At 60.9% G+C, this 21,584-nt stretch carries 21 protein-coding genes; 14 read left to right on the top strand and 7 right to left on the bottom strand.

The annotated features are described in order from the left end of the window. Positions 1-44: 44 nt before the first annotated feature. Positions 45-1,214 (bottom strand): patatin-like phospholipase family protein, encoded by a 1,170-nt coding sequence (locus ACM6IO_RS00980; protein WP_414910742.1) that lies wholly within the window; start codon positions 1,212-1,214, stop codon positions 45-47. Between the two features lie 158 nt (positions 1,215-1,372). Further along, positions 1,373-2,305, bottom strand: coding sequence for a lipid A biosynthesis lauroyl acyltransferase (locus ACM6IO_RS00985; RefSeq protein ID WP_008031451.1), 933 nt, complete (start codon positions 2,303-2,305; stop codon positions 1,373-1,375). Between the two features lie 118 nt (positions 2,306-2,423). Here ACM6IO_RS00985 and minC point away from each other — a divergent pair, with 118 nt between their 5' ends. The 7 genes from minC (at position 2,424) to ACM6IO_RS01020 (ending at position 9,331) form a co-directional block, all read left to right on the top strand. After that, positions 2,424-3,161, top strand: coding sequence for a septum site-determining protein MinC (gene minC / locus ACM6IO_RS00990; protein ID WP_032828916.1), 738 nt, complete (start codon positions 2,424-2,426; stop codon positions 3,159-3,161). Positions 3,162-3,361: 200 nt separating this feature from the next. Then, positions 3,362-4,174, top strand: coding sequence for a septum site-determining protein MinD (minD, locus tag ACM6IO_RS00995; RefSeq protein WP_008040547.1), 813 nt, complete (start codon positions 3,362-3,364; stop codon positions 4,172-4,174). Further along, on the top strand, positions 4,174-4,428 hold the full coding sequence (minE, locus tag ACM6IO_RS01000) for a cell division topological specificity factor MinE (RefSeq protein ID WP_007944431.1): 255 nt from the start codon (positions 4,174-4,176) through the stop codon (positions 4,426-4,428). Before minD ends, minE begins: the two co-directional genes overlap by 1 nt. Before the next feature lie 180 nt (positions 4,429-4,608). Further along, a complete protein-coding gene (locus ACM6IO_RS01005) occupies positions 4,609-5,244 on the top strand; it encodes an RluA family pseudouridine synthase (protein WP_008031443.1) in 636 nt (211 codons plus the stop codon). A 242-nt stretch (positions 5,245-5,486) separates the two neighbouring features. After that, positions 5,487-6,776 (top strand): M18 family aminopeptidase, encoded by a 1,290-nt coding sequence (locus ACM6IO_RS01010; RefSeq protein WP_008040545.1) that lies wholly within the window; start codon positions 5,487-5,489, stop codon positions 6,774-6,776. Between the two features lie 152 nt (positions 6,777-6,928). After that, positions 6,929-7,096, top strand: coding sequence for a hypothetical protein (locus ACM6IO_RS01015; protein ID WP_162130712.1), 168 nt, complete (start codon positions 6,929-6,931; stop codon positions 7,094-7,096). 78 nt (positions 7,097-7,174) lie between these two features. After that, positions 7,175-9,331 carry a mechanosensitive ion channel family protein gene (locus tag ACM6IO_RS01020; protein WP_192227305.1) on the top strand — a complete coding sequence of 719 codons (2,157 nt, stop codon included), beginning with the start codon at positions 7,175-7,177 and terminating at the stop codon, positions 9,329-9,331. A gap of 220 nt (positions 9,332-9,551) precedes the next feature. Here the strand turns inward: ACM6IO_RS01020 and ACM6IO_RS01025 are convergent, their stop codons facing one another. Then, on the bottom strand, positions 9,552-11,225 hold the full coding sequence (locus tag ACM6IO_RS01025; RefSeq protein ID WP_008031432.1) for a DEAD/DEAH box helicase: 1,674 nt from the start codon (positions 11,223-11,225) through the stop codon (positions 9,552-9,554). A 432-nt stretch (positions 11,226-11,657) separates the two neighbouring features. Between ACM6IO_RS01025 and ACM6IO_RS01030 the strand changes: the two genes are divergently transcribed. Continuing rightward, positions 11,658-12,449 (top strand): crotonase/enoyl-CoA hydratase family protein, encoded by a 792-nt coding sequence (locus tag ACM6IO_RS01030; RefSeq protein ID WP_414910743.1) that lies wholly within the window; start codon positions 11,658-11,660, stop codon positions 12,447-12,449. A 112-nt stretch (positions 12,450-12,561) separates the two neighbouring features. Here the strand turns inward: ACM6IO_RS01030 and ACM6IO_RS01035 are convergent, their stop codons facing one another. Next, positions 12,562-13,317 carry a spermidine synthase gene (locus tag ACM6IO_RS01035; RefSeq protein ID WP_123432631.1) on the bottom strand — a complete coding sequence of 252 codons (756 nt, stop codon included), beginning with the start codon at positions 13,315-13,317 and terminating at the stop codon, positions 12,562-12,564. A 149-nt stretch (positions 13,318-13,466) separates the two neighbouring features. Here ACM6IO_RS01035 and ACM6IO_RS01040 point away from each other — a divergent pair, with 149 nt between their 5' ends. Then, positions 13,467-14,813, top strand: a complete 1,347-nt coding sequence (locus ACM6IO_RS01040) for a class II 3-deoxy-7-phosphoheptulonate synthase (RefSeq protein ID WP_008031425.1) — start codon at positions 13,467-13,469, stop codon at positions 14,811-14,813. 104 nt (positions 14,814-14,917) lie between these two features. Here the strand turns inward: ACM6IO_RS01040 and ACM6IO_RS01045 are convergent, their stop codons facing one another. Both ACM6IO_RS01045 and ACM6IO_RS01050 read right to left on the bottom strand, forming a co-directional pair. Continuing rightward, positions 14,918-16,147 (bottom strand): winged helix-turn-helix domain-containing protein, encoded by a 1,230-nt coding sequence (locus tag ACM6IO_RS01045; protein ID WP_414910744.1) that lies wholly within the window; start codon positions 16,145-16,147, stop codon positions 14,918-14,920. 64 nt (positions 16,148-16,211) lie between these two features. Then, positions 16,212-16,427: a DUF1127 domain-containing protein gene (locus ACM6IO_RS01050; RefSeq protein WP_008031420.1), complete on the bottom strand. Its 216-nt coding sequence runs from the start codon at positions 16,425-16,427 to the stop codon at positions 16,212-16,214. A gap of 96 nt (positions 16,428-16,523) precedes the next feature. On the opposite strand from ACM6IO_RS01050, the gene ACM6IO_RS01055 reads away from it, so the two are divergent. Beyond that, positions 16,524-17,378, top strand: a complete 855-nt coding sequence (locus tag ACM6IO_RS01055; protein WP_008031417.1) for a LysR substrate-binding domain-containing protein — start codon at positions 16,524-16,526, stop codon at positions 17,376-17,378. Here ACM6IO_RS01055 and ACM6IO_RS01060 read toward each other — a convergent pair. Continuing rightward, on the bottom strand, positions 17,368-18,117 hold the full coding sequence (locus tag ACM6IO_RS01060; protein ID WP_032832543.1) for a sulfite exporter TauE/SafE family protein: 750 nt from the start codon (positions 18,115-18,117) through the stop codon (positions 17,368-17,370). The genes ACM6IO_RS01055 and ACM6IO_RS01060 overlap by 11 nt on opposite strands. A gap of 110 nt (positions 18,118-18,227) precedes the next feature. Here ACM6IO_RS01060 and ACM6IO_RS01065 point away from each other — a divergent pair, with 110 nt between their 5' ends. From ACM6IO_RS01065 to ACM6IO_RS01080, 4 genes are all read left to right on the top strand, one after another. Next, positions 18,228-19,184, top strand: a complete 957-nt coding sequence (locus ACM6IO_RS01065; RefSeq protein WP_008031414.1) for a LysR family transcriptional regulator — start codon at positions 18,228-18,230, stop codon at positions 19,182-19,184. Positions 19,185-19,253: 69 nt separating this feature from the next. Beyond that, a complete protein-coding gene (locus tag ACM6IO_RS01070; RefSeq protein ID WP_008031411.1) occupies positions 19,254-19,715 on the top strand; it encodes a MarR family winged helix-turn-helix transcriptional regulator in 462 nt (153 codons plus the stop codon). A 317-nt stretch (positions 19,716-20,032) separates the two neighbouring features. Beyond that, positions 20,033-20,452, top strand: a complete 420-nt coding sequence (locus ACM6IO_RS01075; RefSeq protein ID WP_008031409.1) for an organic hydroperoxide resistance protein — start codon at positions 20,033-20,035, stop codon at positions 20,450-20,452. Between the two features lie 32 nt (positions 20,453-20,484). Further along, complete coding sequence (locus ACM6IO_RS01080) at positions 20,485-21,501, top strand: alpha/beta hydrolase fold domain-containing protein (protein ID WP_414910745.1); 1,017 nt, start codon at positions 20,485-20,487, stop codon at positions 21,499-21,501. Positions 21,502-21,584 lie beyond the last annotated feature (83 nt).

Consider the following 21,584-nt stretch of genomic DNA (forward strand, 5'->3'; position numbering starts at 1 on the left):
CTGATCAAAGTAGCAAGTGTACGTCTACTGTCACAAATGACAGTTCAAGCGGGTTCCGGCACCGAAAGCCCGAGAAACCGACACAGCTCTTCGCGCTTGGCCAACGCATCCCGCCGCCCCAGATCTATCAACTCGCTGCAATACCCCGCCTCGAACAGCAGATAACTCAACACCCCCGCCCCACTGGTCTTGGTCGCACCCGGCCCGCGCAAAAACAGACGCAGCGCTGCCGGCAGTTCCTGGCGATGTCGCGCAGCGATCTCATCAATCGGCTGGCTCGGCGAAATCACCAGCACCTCCACCGGCGCTACGCCGAGCGTGCGGGTCGGCGTGCCGGCGGGCATCAGATGGCTGAACTGATTCAAGCGCTGCAGCAGTTCGATGTCACTTTCCAGGCTGTCAATGAACGTACTGTTGAGCATGTGCCCACCGATCTGCGCGAGCGTCGGCTGCTGCCCGGTGTAGGCCCGTTGCAGCGGTCGCTCCGGGTCGATCCCGCGCGGGTTGCCGCTGACGCCCACCACCAGCACGCGGCTGGCGCCCAGGTGCAAGGCCGGGCTGATCGGTGCCGATTGGCGCACCGCGCCGTCACCGAAATATTCCTCGCCGATTTTTACCGGGGCGAACAGCAGCGGGATGGCGGAGCTGGCGAGCAGGTGCTCGACGGTCAACTGCGCAGGAACGCCGATGCGCCGATGGCGCAACCAGGCGTCGATGGTGCCGCCGCCCTGATAGAAGGTGACTGCCTGACCCGATTCGTAACCGAACGCGGTGACCGCCACGGCCTTCAACTGCTTCTGTGCGATGGCTTCGGCGATGCCCGTCATGTGCAATTTGTCGTTGAGCAACCGGCGCAGCGGCGAGCTGTTGAGCAGGGCCACCGGCACCTGAGCGCCGATGCCGAGCAGACTGTGGCTGACAAACCGGCTGGCCTGACGGATCACGCCCGGCCAGTCGCTGCGCAAAACCAGATGGCTACGGAACCCTTGCCAGAAAGCGGTCAGGCGTTCGATGGCATTGCGAAAATCCATCGCCCCACTGGCGAGGCTGACCGCATTGATCGCCCCGGCCGAGGTGCCGACGATCACCGGGAACGGATTGTTTGCCCCCACCGGCAGCAATTCGGCAATCGCTGCCAGCACGCCGACCTGATAGGCCGCCCGAGCCCCGCCGCCGGAAAGAATCAACCCTGTAACCGGTTCGCCTGGACTCATGCACAACTCTCCATGGTGCTAGTTGGAATTTTCCATTTCCCTGCAGGAGCGAGACCGGCTTGTCGGCGATGGTCGTCAACGATGACGTTGGCTGCCTGACACTCCGCGACGCTCTCGGGTTTTTCGCGAGCAGGCTCGCTCCTACAGGGATTGGGGATTCAGCCGCGTTTTGCGTACAACTTGGGTTCGCCCGGCGGACGACTCTTGAAGCGGCGATGGGCCCAGAGGTATTGCTCCGGGCAGTCGCGCAAGACGCCTTCGATCCATTGGTTGATCCGCAGGCAATCGGCCTCTTCGGTCTCGCCGGGGAAACCTTCGAGCGGCGCATGGATCACCAAGCGATAACCGCTGCCGTCCGCCAGACGCTCTTGCGTGAACGGCACCACCAGCGCCTTGCCCAGCCGCGCAAACTTGCTGGTGGCAGTGACGGTCGCGGCCTGAATCCCGAACAGCGGCACGAAGATACTTTGCTTGGCGCCGTAGTCCTGATCCGGTGCGTACCAGATCGCCCGGCCGGCCCGCAGCAGTTTGAGCATGCCCCGCACGTCTTCACGCTCCACGGCCAGCGAGTCGAGGTTGTGTCGCTCACGACCATTGCGCTGGATGTAATCGAACAGCGGGTTCTTGTGCTCGCGGTACATGCCGTCGATGGTGTGTTGCTGGCCGAGCAGCGCCGCGCCGATTTCCAGCGTGGTGAAATGCACGGCCATCAGAATCACGCCTTTGCCTTCGCGCTGGGCCTTTTTCAGGTGCTCCAGCCCTTCGACATGCGCCAACCTGGCCAGGCGCTCCCGCGACCACCACCAGCTCATGGCCATTTCAAAGAATGCGATGCCGGTGGAGGCAAAGTTTTCCTTGAGCAGGCGCTTGCGCTCGGCAGCGGATTTTTCCGGGAAGCACAGCTCCAGGTTGCGCTTGGCAATGCGCCGTCGGTCGCCCGCCGCGCGATACATCAATGCACCGAGGGCACGACCAATAAACAGCAGCGCCGGGTAAGGCAACTGAACGATCAGCCACAACAGCCCCAAGCCGCACCACAGCGGCCAGAAACGCGGCATCAGAAATGTTTTTTGAAAACGCGGGCGATCCATTAAAGGTTCCGGAAAGACAATGGCCGCGCATTCTACATCGTTCGACCCGGCTTGCGGCTCGCGAGCGTTCTCGTTATAAGTCTCGGCACTTTTAGTGACAAGCCGTTGTATGCCGACCATGAGCCAAATCGAACCGCAAGACCAGGATCCCGTGTTCCAGTTGAAGGGCAGCATGCTCGCCATTACCGTGCTGGAGCTGGCCCGCAACGACCTCGAAAGCCTTGATCGGCAATTGGCCGCCAAGGTCGCCCAGGCGCCCGGCTTCTTCAGCAACGCGCCGCTGGTACTGGCGCTGGACAAGCTTCCGGCCAGCGAAGGTGCGGTCGATCTGCCAGGCTTGATGCGCGTCTGCCGCCAGCACGGCCTGCGCACCCTGGCGATCCGTGCCAGTCGCATCGAAGACATCGCCGCCGCCATCGCGGTCGACCTGCCGGTGCTGCCGCCGTCCGGCGCCCGCGAGCGTCCGCTGGACCCGCTTGAAGGCACCGTGGCGAAGAAACCGGAAAAACCCGCTGAACCGACGATAAAACCGACGAAAATCATCACCTCACCGGTACGCGGCGGCCAGCAGATTTATGCCCAGGGTTGCGACCTCGTCGTGATCTCCTCGGTCAGCCCGGGGGCGGAACTTCTCGCCGACGGCAACATCCATGTATACGGGCCGATGCGCGGTCGTGTATTGGCCGGGGTCAAAGGCGACACGAAAGCCAGGATTTTCTGTCAGCAAATGAGCGCTGAACTGGTCTCCATCGCCGGCCACTACAAGGTTTCGGAAGATCTGCGTCGCGACCCTTTGTGGGGCGCGGGTGTACAGGTCAGCCTGTCGGGCGATGTGTTGAACATCATTCGGCTTTAACGGATACTGCCGCATTTTCCAAGCATCTCTAAAACGTAGCGAAAACGGCTCAAACGAAGTAGGAAAAAGGCCTAAAGCAGTGTTTACCGGGGGTAAGCGCGGTTCAGGACCGGATTCCAGCCAAGCTGTCCGACTGCAGTCGTTTTTCCAGAGATGTTTTTCAGGGGCTAAATGTCCTTTTTCCTTAGGGGTGAAACACCTTGGCCAAGATTCTCGTGGTTACATCCGGCAAGGGTGGTGTGGGTAAGACCACCACCAGTGCTGCTATCGGTACCGGCCTCGCACTGCGCGGTCACAAAACAGTTATCGTCGACTTCGACGTCGGCTTGCGTAACCTCGACCTGATCATGGGTTGCGAGCGTCGCGTCGTGTATGACTTCGTCAACGTGGTTAACGGCGAAGCCAACCTGCAACAGGCCCTGATCAAAGACAAACGCCTGGAAAACCTCTACGTACTGGCCGCCAGTCAGACCCGCGACAAAGACGCGCTGACTGTCGAAGGCGTGGAAAAAGTCCTGATGGCGTTGAAGGAAGACTTCGAATTCGTGGTCTGCGACTCCCCGGCCGGCATCGAGAAAGGTGCTCACCTGGCCATGTACTTCGCCGATGAAGCGATCGTCGTGACCAACCCGGAAGTCTCCTCGGTTCGTGACTCGGACCGCATGCTGGGCCTGCTGGCCAGCAAATCGCGTCGCGCCGAAAACGGCGAAGACCCGATCAAGGAACACTTGCTGTTGACCCGTTACAACCCGCAACGCGTCAGCGATGGCGAGATGCTCGGCGTTGAAGACGTCAAGGAAATTCTCGCTGTGACCCTGCTGGGTGTGATCCCTGAGTCCCAAGCGGTACTCAAGGCGTCCAACTCCGGCGTGCCGGTGATTCTCGACGATCAAAGCGACGCCGGTCAGGCGTACAGCGATGCGGTCGAACGCCTGCTGGGCAAAACCGTGGAGCATCGGTTTCTCGATGTGACGAAGAAAGGATTCTTTGAGCGTCTGTTTGGAGGCCGGTAATGAACATTTTTGACTTCTTTCGTGCTAACAAGAAGCCAAGTACCGCCTCGGTAGCGAAAGAGCGTCTACAGATCATCGTGGCGCATGAACGCGGCCAACGCAGTACGCCGGATTACTTGCCAGCCTTGCAGAAAGAGCTGGTCGAAGTCATCCGCAAGTACGTCAATATCGGGTCCGATGACGTGCATGTCGCCCTGGAAAACCAGGGTAGCTGCTCGATTCTGGAACTCAATATCACCCTGCCGGATCGCTGAGTCGACCCGTCGGGAGCCACGGCGGCTCAGGCTTTTGCAGCTCCTTGTAGGAGCGAAGCTTGCTCGCGAAGGTGTGTCAGTCGACATTAACGTTGCTGACACACCTTCGCGAGCAAGCTTCGCTCCTACAAGAGCCCTGAAAGCCTGAGTCGCCGTTGGCGTTTGTTACGAGGCTGTTTAATGCCGCTGTCCAACGTCCACATCATCCATCAGGACGCCGCCGTACTGGTGGTGAATAAACCGACCCTGTTGCTTTCCGTCCCTGGCCGGGCCGATGACAACAAGGATTGCCTGATCACCCGCCTGCAAGAAAACGGCTACCCCGAAGCCCGCATCGTCCATCGCCTGGACTGGGAAACCTCCGGCATCATTCTGCTGGCCCGTGACCCGGACACCCATCGCGAATTGTCTCGGCAATTTCACGACCGTGAAACCGAAAAGGCCTACACCGCACTGTGCTGGGGTCAGCCGGAACTGGACAGCGGCAGCATCGACCTGCCCCTGCGCTACGACCCGCCGACCAAGCCGCGCCATGTGGTGGATTTCGAGTTCGGCAAAAACGCCCTGACATTCTGGCGCGTGCTGGAACGATGCGGCGACTGGTGCCGGGTTGAACTGACACCGATCACCGGCCGTTCCCATCAGTTGCGCGTGCACATGCTCTCCATCGGCCACCCGCTGCTGGGTGACGGGCTCTATGCCCACGAGCAGGCGCTGGCCGCCTGGCCACGGCTGTGCCTGCACGCGAGCATGCTCAGCTTCACTCATCCGCAGACCGGTGAACGCCTGCGTTTCGAGTGCCCGGCACCGTTCTAATCAGAAAAAACCGAATCTGTAGGAGCGAGCGGTGCGGCGATCCGACTTGCCCGCGAAAGCGGAGTGTCAATCGACATCAACTTTGATTGACAGTCCGCTTTCGCGGGCAAGTCGGATCGCCGCACCGCTCGCTCCTACAGAGGATCTACTCCGAGTCAATTGGGGGGCCACTCCATCAGCAGCCCGCCGCCAATTCTCCAACCAATACGGTAAACTTGCGCCATTGCTGTCTGGAGCTACTTATGCGCGAAGAGTTGAACCAAGGCCTGATCGATTTCCTCAAGGCCTCCCCTACCCCGTTTCATGCCACCGCCAGCCTTGTTCAGCGCCTGGAAGCGGCGGGTTATCAGCGTCTCGACGAACGCGAGCCCTGGACCACCGAAGCCAACGGCCGCTACTACGTCACCCGTAACGACTCTTCGATTGTCGCCGTCAAAATGGGCCGTCACTCCCCCCTGCATGGCGGTATCCGCCTGGTCGGCGCCCATACCGACAGCCCGTGCCTGCGAGTCAAACCCCAGCCGGAACTGCAACGCCAGGGTTTCTGGCAGTTGGGCGTCGAAGTGTATGGCGGTGCACTGCTGGCTCCGTGGTTCGACCGCGATCTGTCCCTGGCGGGCCGCGTGACCTTCCGCCGCGACGGCAAGGTCGAGAGCCAGTTGATCGACTTCAAGACACCGATCGCGATCATTCCCAACCTGGCCATTCACCTCAATCGTGAAGCCAACATGGGTTGGGCGATCAACGCCCAGACCGAATTGCCGCCGATCCTCGCGCAGTTCGCCGGTGACGAGCGCGTGGACTTCCGCGCCGTGCTCACCAATCAACTTGCTCTTGAGCATGGCCTGAACGCCGACGTGGTGCTCGACTACGAGTTGAGCTTCTACGATACCCAGAGCGCTGCGGTCATCGGCCTGCATGGCGACTTCATCGCCGGTGCGCGCCTCGACAACCTGCTGTCCTGCTACGCCGGCCTGCAAGCGTTGCTGACGGCTGAAACCGACGAAACCTGCGTACTGGTCGCCAATGACCACGAGGAAGTCGGCTCCTGCTCGGCCTGTGGCGCTGACGGCCCGATGCTGGAGCAGACGCTGCGTCGTTTGTTGCCCGAAGGTGATGAATTCGTACGCACCATTCAGAAATCCCTGCTGGTCTCGGCCGACAATGCCCACGGCGTACACCCCAACTACGCCGACAAGCACGACGCCAACCACGGCCCGAAACTCAACGCCGGCCCGGTGATCAAGGTCAACAGCAACCAGCGTTACGCCACCAACAGCGAAACCGCCGGGTTCTTCCGCCATCTGTGCATGGCCGAAGAAGTGCCGGTGCAAAGCTTCGTGGTGCGCAGCGACATGGGCTGCGGCTCGACCATCGGCCCGATCACCGCCAGCCACCTGGGCGTGCGTACCGTGGACATCGGCCTGCCGACATTCGCCATGCACTCGATCCGGGAGCTGTGCGGCAGTCATGATCTGGCGCACCTGGTGAAAGTGCTGAGCGCGTTCTACGCCAGCCAAGAGCTCCCGTAAAACCTTGTAGGAGCCGGCTTGCTGGCGATCCAGGCGACGCGGTGCAACTGACGCACCGCGCTGATCCTATCGCCAGCAAGCCGGCTCCTACATGTGTTAAAACCGCTAGACTTTAAATATCCCCTTCGACAAGGCAGTCGCTCATGATCTCGATGTCTTCATTTCACGCCATGCTGATCCCGATTCTTGCCGGGATGATCCTGCTGGCCATCGGCTTCAACTTCCGCGACAAGAATGCCGGCGTGTTCGCGATGTGGATAGGCATGCTGACCATCCTCGCTACCGTGGTCTTCAAAATCCTCGCCAAACTCAACGAATAAATCCTCGCCCTCGGCTCGCATTGATTTTGGCGGGCTCGTACACTCGGTCGACCTGCTCTTTTCAAGGTTGACCGCCTAGTGTTCGCTCGTCTTTTTGCCCTGCCCAGCCTTTTCCTCGTCTGCCTGATGGCGCTGCTGCCGATCATGCCGGCCCAGGCCGTCGGTTTACCGAGCCTGCTCAACAGCTCGGCGAAAACCCAGCCCGAGGCGCAAGAACCCCTCGGGCAATCCCTCGACGAAGTCATCAAGTCACTGGAGAACGATCAGCAACGCAGCAAATTGCTGGCCGACTTGAAGAAGCTGCGCGACGCCACCAAAAAAGCCCAACCGGCTGCTGAAGAAGGCGTGTTGGGCCTGATTGGCGGCACGCTGGCCAATTTTGAAAAACAATTCTCCGGCGCTGACAGCCCGCTCACACGCTGGTCCGACGAGTTTGATCTGGCCAAGGAAGAACTGGCGGGGTTGGTGTTGCCGGCCAATGAATGGCTGCCGATCATCTTTGGCTTCGCCATGATTCTGATGGTCTGGAGCCTGCTGGCCGCCGCGCTTATCTGGCTCGGTCACCGGGTACGGATGCGCTTCGGCCTGACCGAAGAATTACCACAGCACCCCAAGGCCCTCGACATGTTGCGCTTTGCCCTGCGCAAACTCGGGCCTTGGCTGATCGCCCTGGTGATGACCGTCTACATGACCTACGCCCTGCCCTCGTCATTGGGCAAAAGCCTGGCGATGGTGCTGGCCTATGCGCTGGTGGTCGGCACGTGTTTTTCGGCGATCTGCGTGATCGCCTTTTCCTTGCTCGACGGGCCACACCGCCACCGCGCCTTGTACATCCTGCGGCATCAGGCCTTTCGGCCGCTGTGGCTGATCGGCAGTTTTGCCGCGTTCGGCGAAGCCTTGAACGACCCGCGACTGGTCGCCAGCCTCGGCAGCCATTTGGCGCACACCGCCGCCACCATCGCCAACGTGCTGGCCGCGCTGTCTACCGGGCTGTTCATCCTGCGCTTCCGACGCCCCATCGCCCACTTGATCCGCAACCAACCGTTGTCCCGGCGCCTGACCCGCCGCGCGCTCAGCGACACCATCGAAATTCTCGGCACTTTCTGGTACATGCCAGCGCTGGTGCTGGTGGCGATTTCGCTGTTCGCCACGTTCGTTTCCGCCGGCGACACCAGCACCGCGTTGCGTCAGTCGCTGATCTGCACCGTGCTGCTGGTGTTGTGCATGGTCATCAACGGGCTGGTACGCCGGCATGCACTGAAACCGCAACGGGGCGTGAAGCGTCATGCACTGTATTCCGAACGCCTGAAAAGCTTCTTCTATACCCTCGCCCACTTGCTGGTGTGGCTAGCGTTCATCGAACTTGGCCTGCGGGTCTGGGGCATGTCGCTGATTGCGTTCACCGAAGGCGAAGGCCATGAAGTCAGCGTCAAACTGTTCAGCCTCGGCGGCACACTGATTTTTGCCTGGCTGATCTGGATCCTCAGCGACACGGCGGTGCACCACGCCCTCACCCGCTCGCGCAAAGGCCAGGCCAACGCGCGTGCGCAGACGATGATGCCGCTGATCCGCAACGTGCTGTTCGTGGCGATATTCATCGTTGCACTGATCGTCGCCCTGGCGAACATGGGCATGAACGTCACGCCACTGCTGGCCGGTGCCGGCGTGATCGGCCTGGCCATCGGTTTCGGCGCACAATCGTTGGTCGCGGACCTGATCACCGGGCTGTTCATCATCATCGAGGACTCCCTGGCCATCGACGACTACGTGGATGTTGGCGGCCACCTCGGCACTGTCGAGGGCCTGACCATTCGTACCGTGCGCCTGCGGGACATCGACGGCATCGTCCACACCATCCCGTTCAGTGAAATCAAAAGCATCAAGAACTACTCGCGAGAGTTCGGCTACGCGATCTTTCGCGTGGCGATCCCCTCGAACATGGACATCGATAACGCGATCAAACTGATGCGCGACGTCGGCCAGAAGATGCGCGCCGATCCATTGCAACGACGCAACATCTGGTCGCCGCTGGAGATTCAAGGGGTCGAGAGTTTCGAGTCAGGCAACGCGATTCTGCGGGCCCGCTTCAAGACCGCGCCGATCAAGCAGTGGGAAGTTTCCCGGGCGTTCAACCTGTCCTTGAAACGACACCTGGATGAAGCCGGGCTCGATCTGGCGACTCCGCGCATGAGTGTGCAAGTGGTCACGGCGGGTGGCGGGCCAGCAACAGATTAAACCCAGCCCCCTGTAGGAGCCGGCTTGCTGGCGATGGGCGTGAACGATTACGTGTGCGGTCTGAATGTACGCAGTGCCTGTGCGTTTATCGCCAGCAAGCCGGCTCCTACAGGAATCGCAGCTAAACGTGAAATCGGCGATATTTAACAAATCGCAGGCAAAAAAAATCCCCGAACCAGTCGGGGATTTTTTATGTTCGATCAATCAGCCCGGGGGCGGATCAATCTTCGCGATAGCGACGCAGCTTCAACTGCTTACCGGCAACGCGAGTGTCCTTCAGCTTGGTCAGCAGACGCTCCAGACCATCTTCCGGCAGCTCGACGAGGCTGAAGCTGTCACGCACCTGGATGCGACCGATCGCTTCACGCGCCAGACCACCTTCGTTGAGGATGGCGCCCAGCAGGTTTTTCGCCGCGATACCGTCACGCGCACCCAGCGCGGTACGGCAACGGGCACGGCCTTCGGCCAATGGAACCGGAGCACGACGCTCACGATCACCACGGTCCGGACGATCACCGGTGCGCTCTGGACGATCGCCACGCGGTGCGTTGTTCGGCACCAGTGGACGTTCTTTCTCGATTGCAGCCAGGGTCAGCGCCTGAGCGTTGGTCGCCTTGCGCAGCAGGGCAGCAGCCAGTGCACGCGGCGTGCAACCGATATCGGCAGTCAGGCGATCCAGCAGATCACCGTGAGTCGATTCGGCATCGCCAACCAGCGGCGACAGGCTGTTGGTCAGTTTCTTGATGCGGGCATCGAGAACAGCCTGAGCGTCCGGCAGGCGAACTTCAGCAACTTTCTGACCGGTTACACGCTCGATCACTTGCAGCATGCGGCGCTCACGCGGAGTCACCAGCAGCAGTGCACGACCTTCGCGACCGGCACGGCCAGTACGGCCGATACGGTGAACGTAGGATTCCGGATCGTACGGCATGTCAACGTTGAACACGTGAGTGATGCGCGGAACGTCCAGGCCACGAGCGGCAACGTCGGTCGCCACAACGATGTCCAGACGGCCATCCTTGAGGGAGTCGATCACGCGCTCACGCTGGTTCTGGGCAATGTCACCGTTCAGCGCAGCGGCTTTGTAGCCTTTGGCTTCCAGGGCGCTGGCCAGGTCCAGGGTCGCTTGCTTGGTGCGCACGAACATGATCAGGGCGTCGAAGTCTTCGACTTCCAGCAGGCTCAATACAGCCGAGGTCTTCTGGTCAGCGTGAACCAACAGGTGAGCCTGTTCGATCGCGGTAACGGTCTGAGTCTTGGTCTGGATCTTCACGTGTTGCGGATCGCGCAGGTGGCGTTCGGCAATGGCACGGATCGACTGCGGCAGGGTAGCCGAGAACAATACGGTCTGACGGGTTGGAGGCAGCGCCTTGAAGATGACTTCGAGGTCGTCCATGAAACCCAGTTTGAGCATTTCGTCGGCTTCGTCGAGAACCAGGTGGTTCACGGTCGACAGGACTTTTTCGTCGCGACGCAGGTGGTCGCACAGACGGCCCGGAGTGGCGACAACGATCTGTGCGCCATTACGGATTGCTTTCAGTTGTGGACCCATAGGGGCGCCGCCGTAAACGGCCACAACGGTAACGCCTGGCATTTGCTTGGCGTAGGTTTCGAAAGCGGTTGCTACTTGCAGCGCCAACTCACGGGTTGGCGCCAGGATCAGGGCTTGCGGCTCGCGCTTGGCAGGATCGATGCAGTGCAGGATAGGCAGGGCGAACGCAGCGGTTTTACCCGTACCGGTTTGCGCCTGACCAATCATGTCCTGGCCCGCCATGATGATCGGGATCGATTGCTGCTGAATAGCCGAAGGCTCTTCGTAGCCAGTCGCAATGACGGCTGCAAGGATATTCGGATTAAGATTAAAAGCGGCGAAGCCGCCGGTTTCCTGGGTCATGGGTCTGCCTCTAAGTGCATCCGCAAAGACCCATGCTCCAAAGCTGCGCATGCCGTGTAAGACTCAAGAGTCGCCCTGGCTGCTTTGTCGGCGGGGATTTGCGAAAACGAATGAATGAAAAAGATTCGTCAAGGGAGAGTCCGCTGTGCGGACGTGCAGCCGAAGCTGACTTCGGGGAATTGCGCTACCTAAACGCGGCCCGGTTAAAGGCCGGCGCGCACTATACCGGAATTCGCCCAAAAAGGGAGCATTATTTGTCGGAAAACTGACGGATACACCGTTGTGTCACAGGCTTTGCGGATAATCGTGCGACGGTCTATTTTTCAAAGGCCCGGCCCTGCTGGGGATGGCGCTAAAACGGTTCACCGTTGTGACTCGGACCTGCGGCCTCGCCTCCCCCTTCAAACCCCTTCCCATCCGAGGAATTGTTCGATGAATCAACCTGTTACCAGCCGTGTGACCTGCGAAAGGCGCGGCCATGTCCTGTTGATCGGCCTGGATCGGGTGGCCAAGCGCAATGCCTTCGACCTCGACCTGCTCAACGCACTCAGCCTGGCCTACGGTGAGTTCGAGGCTGACAGCGAAGCGCGGGTGGCGGTGGTGTTCGGCCATGGCGAGCATTTCACCGCCGGGCTTGACCTGGTCAGCGCCAGTTCGGCCCTGGCCGAGGGCTGGCAGGCACCGCCCGGCGGTTGCGATCCGTGGGGCGTGTTCGCGGGTCCGCGAGTCAGCAAACCAGTGATCGTCGCCGCGCAAGGTTATTGCCTGACCATCGGCATTGAGTTGATGCTCGCCGCCGACATCAACCTCTGCGCCAGTAACACCCGGTTTGCCCAGAAAGAAGTGCAGCGCGGGATTTTCCCGTTCGGCGGGGCCACATTGCGCCTGCATCAAGTCGCCGGTTGGGGCAATGCGATGCGCTGGTTGCTGACCGGGGATGAATTCGATGCGCATGACGCGTTGCATCTGGGGTTGGTGCAGGAAGTCATGGCCAGCGAGGATTTGCTGCCCCGGGCGATCGGGCTGGCGGAGCGGATTGCCCGGCAGGCGCCGCTGGGGGTACAGGCGACGTTGATGTCGGCGCGACAGGCGCGTTATGAGGGCGAAACAGCCGCGGCGCTGGGGTTGCCGCCGCTGGTGAAGAAGTTGTTGGCGAGTGAGGATGCGAAGGAAGGCGTGCGGTCGATGGTTGAGAAGCGGCCCGGCATTTTCAAAGGGGTTTGAGGTTTGTGGCGAGGCGGATATTGCCTTCGCGGGCAAGCCTCGCTCCTACAAGGAAATGCGCACCCTTGTAGGAGCGAGGCTTGCCCGCGAAGAGGCCCTAAAGAACAACAAATCATGTCGCCGGGCGAATCGCCTTGATCAACGACTGCAACGAATACCCCAACCGTGGCGCCAGCCCTTCGGCCCGCGCAACCAACCCATCCATGTCCAGTTCCTGATCCAGCTCCGACGGCACAATCAGAATCACATTGCCCTCCTTCACCGGCAGCTCCCAGTAATGCCGGTGATAGAGCCCACGCAACAGCGCCGCGCCCAACGGCTTGCCATCATCGGTGGCCCACTGGTTGATCACCAGCCAGCCGCCCGGATTCAGGCGTTTCTGACAGTTTTCCAGAAAGCTCCAGGCCAGATGCCCGACGCCCGGCCCGACATCGGTATAAAGGTCGACGAAAATCAGGTCGGCCGGCTCGGCGGTATCGAGCAGTTCCAGCGCATCGCCGACGCGGATGTACAGCCGCGGGTCGTCATCCAGCCCCAGGTATTCGATGGCCAGGCGCGGCACGTCGGGCCGCAGCTCGATGGCTTCGACATCTTCCAGCGGCAAGAACTTCAGGCATGCCTGGGTCAGCGTGCCGGCACCGAGGCCGAGGAACAGCGCGCTTTCCGGCTGCTCGTGGCACAACGCGCCGATCAGCATGGCACGGGTGTAATCGTATTCGAGCCAGCTCGGGTCGGCGGTGAACACGCAGCTCTGTTCGATGGCATCACCGAACTCGAGAAAACGGTAATCGGCCACTTCCAGCACGCGAATCACGCCGAACTCGTCCTGTACCTCGGCGAGCAGATGCTCGACGCGCTCCTCAGTCATTTCGTCTCCAGATCGTCACCGGGCCCGGCAACGCAATGCACCGCAACATCAGGCGGCAAAAGCGCGATTGTCCGCGAAGCGACGGGAACAGGTCACGCACTAATTTGCTGATAACATGAACGTCCGAGCGTAAAACAACCGAGACCGTGATGAGCCAACCCTGGAGCCCTGACAGCTGGCGCGCCCTGCCGATCCAGCAACAACCCCACTACCCCGACGCGGCGCATTTGCTGCACGTCGAGCAAACCCTGGCGAGTTATCCGCCGCTGGTGTTTGCCGGTGAAGCCCGGGAGTTGCGACGTCAGTTTGCCGAAGTGACCCAGGGCCGCGCATTTCTGTTGCAGGGCGGCGATTGCGCCGAAAGCTTCGCCGAGTTCTCTGCCGCGAAAATCCGCGACACCTTTAAAGTGCTGCTGCAAATGGCGATCGTCATGACCTTCGCCGCGGGCTGCCCGGTGGTCAAGGTCGGGCGCATGGCCGGTCAGTTCGCCAAACCGCGTTCGGCCAACGACGAAACCATCGACGGCGTGACCCTGCCCGCCTACCGTGGCGACATCGTCAACGGCATCGGCTTCGACGAAAAAAGCCGTGTGCCGGACCCGGAGCGTCTGCTCCAGTCCTATCACCAGTCCACCGCGACCCTGAACCTGCTGCGCGCCTTCGCCCAAGGCGGCTTTGCCGACCTGCATCAGGTGCACAAGTGGAACCTGGACTTCATCGCCAACTCGGCGCTGGCGGAAAAATACAGCCACCTCGCCGACCGCATCGATGAAACCCTGGCGTTCATGCGCGCCTGCGGCATGGACAGCTCGCCACAACTGCGCGAAACCAGTTTCTTCACCGCCCACGAAGCGCTGCTGCTGAACTACGAAGAAGCCTTCGTGCGTCGCGACAGCCTGACAAACGACTACTACGATTGCTCGGCGCACATGTTGTGGATCGGCGACCGCACCCGTCAGCTCGACGGCGCTCACGTCGAATTCCTGCGCGGGGTGAACAACCCGATCGGGGTCAAGGTTGGTCCGAGCATGAACCCGGAAGACTTGATTCGCCTGATCGACGTGCTCAACCCGGACAACGATCCAGGTCGCTTGAACCTGATCGCACGGATGGGCGCGAACAAGGTTGGCGATCATTTGCCGCAACTGATCCGCGCTGTGCAGCGTGAAGGCAAGCAGGTGCTTTGGAGTTCCGATCCGATGCACGGCAACACCATCAAGGCCAGCAGCGGCTACAAGACCCGCGACTTTGCGCAGATTCTTGGCGAGGTGAAGCAGTTCTTCCAGGTGCACGAAGCGGAAGGCACCTATGCCGGCGGCATTCACATCGAGATGACCGGGCAGAATGTCACCGAGTGCATTGGTGGTGCGCGACCGATCACCGAGGACGGGTTGTCGGATCGGTATCACACCCATTGCGACCCGCGGATGAATGCGGATCAGTCGCTGGAGTTGGCGTTCCTTATTGCCGAAACCCTGAAACAAGTCCGTCGGTAAACCGTGTCGCTGCCTTCGCGGGCAAGCTTCGCTCCTACAAGGGATCGCGAACCCCTGTAGGAGCGAGCGGTGCGGCGATCCGACTTGCTCGCGAAGGCGTCAGCTCAGTCACCCTCAATCTGAGCCAATGCCACCCGCAACCGCCCCGCACTCGCCCGCGAGCAATTCAACTGCACCCGCTCCAACCCCAACCAATCCGCCATCCGCCGCAAATTCACCGCCAACGCCAGCATCCCTTCCTCATCCAGCCCCGGCTCTTCCTCATGCACGGCATGCACCGCCAACCGCCCCAACGCCCGCTCCGCACGCAAATCCACCCGCGCAGCAATCCGCTCGTTGTATAAAAACGGCAACACGTAATAGCCGTAGACCCGCTTGTCCGGCGGCGTATAAATCTCCAGCCGATAGCGAAAATCGAACAAACGCTCGGTACGACTGCGCTCCCAGATCAGCGAATCAAACGGTGACAGCAAGGCACTGGCCTCAACCTTGCGCGGCACTTTCGGCTCTGGCAAACAAAAGCCCGGTTGCCGCCAACCCTGGACTTCACAGGTCAGCAGCTCCCCGGCTTCCACCAGTTCCGCAAGGCGCGGACGCGCATCACCCGGGCTGAGCCGGAAGTAATCGCGCAGGTCCTTTTCCGTCGCCACACCCAAGGCATTCGCGGCGTGCAACAACAGCCCGCGCTGGGCCTCGTCCTCCGCGAGCAACGGCTGCTGCAGAATCGCCGAAGGAATCACCCGCTCCGGCAAATCGTAGAGCCGCTCGAATCCACGCCGCCCGGCCACGGTCACTTCCCCGGCGGCGAACAACCATTCCAGCGCATGCTTTTCCGCGCTCCAGTCCCACCACGGCCCTGCCCGCTCCTGACGGGTCGAAAGGCTGCCGGCGCCCAGTGCGCCGAGCTCTTCAACCGAGGCCAGCACCCGCCGGACAGTGTCCTGTTGCTCACGCCCGAAACGTGCCAGTTGCTGATAGATATCTTCGCCACGACTCGCGCGCTGCATGCGCCAGCGCATCAACGGGTACATCGACAGCGGCAGCAACGAGGCCTCATGACCCCAGTATTCGAACAGCGTACGTCGCCGGCCCGAACTCCAGGCAGCCTGGTCGAGCAAGTCGGATGAGTAATTGCCGAGGCGGGAAAACAAGGGAAGGTAGTGCGAACGCACCAACGCATTGACCGAATCGATCTGCAAGATGCCCAGCCGCTCGATCAGGCGATTGAGCTGCACCGCTTTGATCGCCGCTGGCGGCTGGCGCCCGTTGAATCCTTGGGCGGCCAGCGCCAGGCGTCGAGCCTGTTTGATGGAAAAGGACAGCGTTGCGGGCATGAGCATCTCCTTGTCTGCTCGCAACCTACCTCACCGGGAGACGGTTTGTGTAGTTGTGGCTTACTCATTTGTGCATCGGGTCATCCCAGAATGGGCGGACGGTTTCGTGCTCGACATCTGCACGACTGAGCCCGATGTCCTTCAACGCTTCGTCGCTCATGCCCGCCAACAACTCGCGTTCACGGTGCAATTCGTACCAGCGACTGATCTTGTGCAGTAAATCCGAGACGACGTGGATGGAATGTTTCTCTACCTCGACATAACCTTTTTGACCTTTCATCTTGTTGCCCTCCGTTTGGGATGGCTCAAGTGTCACGCCGGAGCTAAGATCAATCCAACGAATGTTTCTTATGCAATACATCTCGGAGATTGATGTATGTCCGCCTTCCCAAGTATCGACACCGAAGTGCTGCGCACCTTTGTGGCCATCGCCGATCAGGGCGGTTTCACCCGCGCAGGGGAGCTGGTCAACCGCACGCAATCCGCCGTCAGCATGCAAATGAAGCGGCTGGAAGAGGACGTGTTGCAACGCCAACTGTTCCAGCGCGACGGCCGCCAGGTGCGGCTGACCGCTGAAGGCCAGGTGCTGCTGGGTTACGCCCGGCGCATCCTCAAGTTGCACAGCGAAGTGTTCAACACCCTGCGCGAACCGCACATGGTCGGCACGGTGCGGATCGGCACGCCGGACGATTACGTGATGCGTTTTCTGCCGGGGATTCTGCGGCGATTCGCCCAGTCATATCCGCTGATCCAGATCGAGGTGCACTGCGAATCATCAAAACAATTGCTGCTACGCCAGGATCTGGATTTATCCATCGTCACCCGCGAGCCGGGCAACGAGATCGGTCAGTTGCTGCGCAAGGAACGTTTCGTCTGGGCCGAGGCACAATGCTACAGCGCCCACGAGCAGACACCGTTGCCGCTGGCGATGTTCAACAGTGATTGTTTCTGCAGGCTGTGGGCCTGCAATGCGCTGGACGCGATGGGCCGCGATTATCGCGTTGCCTACAACAGCTCAAGCCTGTCGGCGATCATGGCGGTGGTCAGCGCCGGCCTGGCCGTCACCGCACAACTGGAAAGCCTGATCACCCCGGACATGCGCATTCTCGGTGACGCCGAAGATCTGCCCTTGCTGCCTGAAGCCAGCATCATGCTGGTGCGCAACCTGCACAATCCGTCACCGATTACCGAATGCCTGGCCGAGCACATCGTCGACGGCTTCAAACTTTAAACGCGAGCATCACCGCGCACAGCACCAGGAAGCCGCAGAACAACCCGCGCAGGAGGCGCTCCGGCATGGCGTGGGCGATCTTCACGCCCCAGCTGATGCTCAGCAGTCCACCCACGGCCAACGGCACGCCGATCATCCAGTCCACTTGATGATGCACGGCATAGGTGACCAGCGTGACGCCCGTGCTGGGCAATGCCAGTGCCAGCGACAACCCTTGGGCCACCACCTGGCTGGTGCCGAACAGGCTGGTCAGCACCGGTGTTGCCACCACCGCCCCGCCCACGCCAAACAATCCGCCCATGGTTCCGGACGCCGCGCCGAGCACACCCAGCCATGGCCAGGCGTAATTCATCTGCGAAGAAGCCGGCGCATTGGCGTAGAACATTCGCAACAGGTTGTAGGCCGACAGCGCGATCAGGAAGGCGACAAATCCGATGCGCATGGTTTGCGCATCAATGCCCACCGCCCAGATGGAGCCGGCCCAGGCAAAGCAAAACCCCATCGAGGCCAGCGGCAGCGCGTGACGCATTTCGATTTTGTTGCGCTGGTGATAACGCCATAGCGCCAGCATCACGTTAGGGACGACCATCACCAGCGCGGTGCCCTGGGCAATTTGCTGATCGAGACCGAACAACACGCCGAGCAACGGAATCGCGATCAGACCGCCGCCGATGCCAAACAAGCCGCCGAGGGTTCCCAGGGCTGCGCCAAATACCAGGTACATCAAAAACTCGATCACGGCCGATTTCCTTTTATCTCAGGCCATTCATCCTACGCAGTCGGCGCTGGCGGGGAAACGCACAGCAACGCACAATGGCTGTGCCAACTTCGCATAGGCATTGATACGCCATGAACCCTAATCAATTGACCGAACAACTCGGCCTGTTCCTCGACGTGCTGGAAACCGGCAGCTTTTCCGCTGCCTCTCGCCGTCATCCACTGACCCCTTCGGCTGTGGCGCGGCGCATCGATAGCCTGGAAAGCGCGGTCGGCAGCCAGTTGTTCATTCGCAGCACCCATGCCGTCCGCGCGACCCCGGCCGGCGTGGCGTTTGCCGAGCGTGCGCGGCGGATCGTGGCGGAATTGCAACTGGCCCGCGCCGAGGCGGTGTCCCTGAGCAGTGCGCCGGAAGGCTTGATCCGGATCGACGCGCCCGCCGCGTTCGGCCGACGGCATCTGGCACCGGTGATCGCTGATTTTCTGATGCTCTACCCCGGCCTCGACGTGCAACTGCACTTGATCGACAGTTTTGTCGACATGCAGGGTTTGAACCTGGGCAAGGTCGATCTGGTGCTGCGTGCCGGGCAAATGGCCGATACCCGACTGGTGGCCACACCACTGGCGAGCATGGTGCGCATCGCCTGCGCCAGCCCTGCGTACCTGCAACGCCGTGGCGTGCCGACCGATCCGGCGCAGTTGAGTGATCACGACGGCCTCGACTGGGATGGCCTGGCGCCGCCATTTGCCTGGCGTTTCGAGCAAAACGCAGAAATGCATTTGCATCGTCCCGGGCGCATCCGCATGAGCGCCAACAATGCCGAGGCGCTGGTCTGCGGTGCGCTGGCCGGGCTCGGTATCGCGCACTTGCCGACCTGGCTGACCAGCGAATACCTGTTGCGCGGCGAACTGCTGCCGCTGTTCTGTGAACACGGCCTGCCACCGCCGGAAACCACCGGCATCTATGCGTTGCGCCTGGAGCAGCAACCCAACCCGAGGAGTCGTTTATTGCTGGAGTACCTGAAAGTCCGCTTCAGCCCTGTCCCGCCATGGGATCTGGCGCTGCGAACCAATCTGGACCGGCACTAGGTCAAAATTATCTGGCGCATTAAAGATTCGCCCGCTAGATTCATGAAGATCACTGATCAAGGCTTTGAGATGAACACCGAACGCGACACCACGGATAACTGCGACGACCTGCTGCTGGACAACCAGGCCTGCTTCGCCCTGCATTCCACTTCACTGCTGATGACCAAGGTCTACAAGCCGCTGCTGCAAGCGCTGGGCCTGACCTATCCGCAGTACCTGGCGATGATGGTGTTGTGGGAACGGGACGGTTTGACCGTAGGCGAAATCAGCACGCGCTTGCTGACCGATCCCGGCTCGCTGACCCCGTTGCTCAAGCGCCTGGAAGTCGAAGGCTTGCTCAGCCGCACTCGCAGCCGCGAGGACGAGCGAGTGGTGATTGTCGAGCTGACTGAACAGGGCCGCGCGTTGCGGGACAAGGCGCGCGGCGTGCCCCAGTGCATCCTCGGCGCCAGCGGCATGACGCTTGAGCGGTTGCAAAAACTGCAAGCGGAGCTGCAAGTGCTGCGCAGCAATCTGCAGGACAGCCTTTAGGCGATCACCTGATAGATCGCGTTATCGTTCTTCGCGGGCAAGCCTCGCTCCTACAGACCGCACATGACCTGTAGGAGCGAGGCTTGCCCGCGAAAGCATCCTCGACGCCATAAAAAAATTTCTGCCTGTCACTCCCACACCAAAGCCTCTACATCAAGCCTCTCCCCGCCGAATGCATACCCTGCGCATGCTTTCAGGAAAACTTTTTTAAAAATTTATCTTGCTCGCTAAATATTAGCGCGATACATTCATCTCGCACTTACTTAGCGCGCAAACATTTAGCGCAAATCACCAAAACCTGAAACGAGGCCTACATCATGCAAACTCTCTACACCGCAATCGCAACCTCCACTGGCGGCCGTGACGGTCGTGCGGTTTCCAGCGACAACATCCTCGACGTCAAACTCGCCACTCCGAAAGAACTCGGCGGTGCTGGCGGCGCGGCCACCAACCCGGAACAACTGTTCGCTGCCGGTTACTCGGCCTGCTTCATCGGCGCGCTGAAATTCGTTGCCAGCCAGACCAAACGCAGCATCCCGGCCGACGCCTCGATCACTGCCCACGTCGGCATCGGCCAGATTCCTGGCGGCTTCGGTCTGGACATCGACCTGCACATCAGCCTGCCGGGTCTTGAACAAGCCGATGCGCAAACCCTGGTCGACGCGGCCCACCAGGTCTGCCCGTACTCCAACGCCACCCGCGGCAACGTCGAAGTGCGCCTGCACGTAACCGTCTAACCGTCGACTCCAAGACCGAACAGGAAACCAACATGAACACTTTCAGCAAAGTCTTGACCGGTACCCTTCTCGCCCTGTCCATCCACAGCGCATTCGCGGGCGAGGGGGTTGAACACAACACCCAGGCGTTCCTCGATGTCCTGAATGCCGGCACCGGCAAACCGATGGAACAGCTTTCACCGAAAGATGCCCGGGCCATTTTGGTCGGCGCGCAAGCCGGGGTGAAACTGACGCTGCCAAAAGCAGACGTCAGCCAGAAGACCATTCAAGTCGACGGCCAACCGCTCAGCCTGACCATCGTCCGGCCGGCCGGGGTCAAAGGCGAGCTGCCGGTGTTCATGTTCTTCCACGGCGGCGGCTGGGTGCTGGGGGACTTCCCGACCCACGGGCGGCTGGTTCGGGATCTGGTCACGGGCTCGGGGGCGGCGGCGGTGTTCGTCAACTACACCCCATCACCGGAAGCGCATTACCCGGTGGCGATCAACCAGGCTTACGCGGCCACTAAATGGGTGGCCGAGCACGGCAAAGAGATCAACGTCGATGGCAAGCGACTGGCCGTGGCCGGTAACAGTGTCGGCGGCAACATGGCGGCCGTGGTTGCGCTGATGGCCAAAGACAAAGGCACCCCGGCGATCAAGTTCCAGGTGCTGTTGTGGCCGGTGACCGACGCCAGCTTTGAAACGGCGTCTTACAACCAGTTTGCCGAAGGGCACTTCCTCACCAAAAACATGATGAAGTGGTTCTGGGACAACTACACCACCGACGCCAAGCAACGTAACGAGATCTACGCTTCACCGCTGCGGGCGACCACCGCACAACTCAAGGGCTTGCCACCTGCGCTGGTGCAGACGGCCGGGGCTGATGTGCTGCGCGATGAGGGTGAAGCCTATGCGCGCAAACTGGATGAGGCCGGTGTGCCGGTCACGGCGGTGCGTTACAACGGCATGATTCACGATTATGGTTTGCTGAACGTAGTGAGCCAGGTGCCGGCGGTGCGTTCGGCGATGCTGCAAGCGTCCGAAGAACTGAAGCAACACCTGAAGAAGTAACACCACTCACCCTGTAGGAGCGAGGCTTGCCCGCGAAAGCGGTGTGTCAGAAAAGACGCCTTCGCGGGCAAGCCTCGCTCCTA

The organism is Pseudomonas sp. IT-P44 (genome assembly GCF_949768225.1).
In the GTDB taxonomy this organism is placed as follows: Bacteria; Pseudomonadota; Gammaproteobacteria; order Pseudomonadales; family Pseudomonadaceae; genus Aquipseudomonas; species Aquipseudomonas migulae.

Excerpts from the sequence above, each read along its gene's own strand:
- ACM6IO_RS00980 (WP_414910742.1), bottom strand. The coding sequence starts at position 1,214 with ATGAGTCCAGGCGAACCGGTTACAGGGTTGATTCTTTCCGGCGGCGGG.
- ACM6IO_RS00985 (WP_008031451.1), bottom strand. The coding sequence starts at position 2,305 with ATGGATCGCCCGCGTTTTCAAAAAACATTTCTGATGCCGCGTTTCTGG.
- minC (WP_032828916.1), top strand. The coding sequence starts at position 2,424 with ATGAGCCAAATCGAACCGCAAGACCAGGATCCCGTGTTCCAGTTGAAG.
- minE (WP_007944431.1), top strand. The coding sequence starts at position 4,174 with ATGAACATTTTTGACTTCTTTCGTGCTAACAAGAAGCCAAGTACCGCC.
- ACM6IO_RS01005 (WP_008031443.1), top strand. The coding sequence starts at position 4,609 with ATGCCGCTGTCCAACGTCCACATCATCCATCAGGACGCCGCCGTACTG.
- ACM6IO_RS01010 (WP_008040545.1), top strand. The coding sequence starts at position 5,487 with ATGCGCGAAGAGTTGAACCAAGGCCTGATCGATTTCCTCAAGGCCTCC.
- ACM6IO_RS01015 (WP_162130712.1), top strand. The coding sequence starts at position 6,929 with ATGTCTTCATTTCACGCCATGCTGATCCCGATTCTTGCCGGGATGATC.
- ACM6IO_RS01025 (WP_008031432.1), bottom strand. The coding sequence starts at position 11,225 with ATGACCCAGGAAACCGGCGGCTTCGCCGCTTTTAATCTTAATCCGAAT.
- ACM6IO_RS01030 (WP_414910743.1), top strand. The coding sequence starts at position 11,658 with ATGAATCAACCTGTTACCAGCCGTGTGACCTGCGAAAGGCGCGGCCAT.
- ACM6IO_RS01035 (WP_123432631.1), bottom strand. The coding sequence starts at position 13,317 with ATGACTGAGGAGCGCGTCGAGCATCTGCTCGCCGAGGTACAGGACGAG.
- ACM6IO_RS01040 (WP_008031425.1), top strand. The coding sequence starts at position 13,467 with ATGAGCCAACCCTGGAGCCCTGACAGCTGGCGCGCCCTGCCGATCCAG.
- ACM6IO_RS01045 (WP_414910744.1), bottom strand. The coding sequence starts at position 16,147 with ATGCCCGCAACGCTGTCCTTTTCCATCAAACAGGCTCGACGCCTGGCG.
- ACM6IO_RS01050 (WP_008031420.1), bottom strand. The coding sequence starts at position 16,427 with ATGAAAGGTCAAAAAGGTTATGTCGAGGTAGAGAAACATTCCATCCAC.
- ACM6IO_RS01055 (WP_008031417.1), top strand. The coding sequence starts at position 16,524 with ATGTCCGCCTTCCCAAGTATCGACACCGAAGTGCTGCGCACCTTTGTG.
- ACM6IO_RS01065 (WP_008031414.1), top strand. The coding sequence starts at position 18,228 with ATGAACCCTAATCAATTGACCGAACAACTCGGCCTGTTCCTCGACGTG.
- ACM6IO_RS01070 (WP_008031411.1), top strand. The coding sequence starts at position 19,254 with ATGAACACCGAACGCGACACCACGGATAACTGCGACGACCTGCTGCTG.
- ACM6IO_RS01075 (WP_008031409.1), top strand. The coding sequence starts at position 20,033 with ATGCAAACTCTCTACACCGCAATCGCAACCTCCACTGGCGGCCGTGAC.
- ACM6IO_RS01080 (WP_414910745.1), top strand. The coding sequence starts at position 20,485 with ATGAACACTTTCAGCAAAGTCTTGACCGGTACCCTTCTCGCCCTGTCC.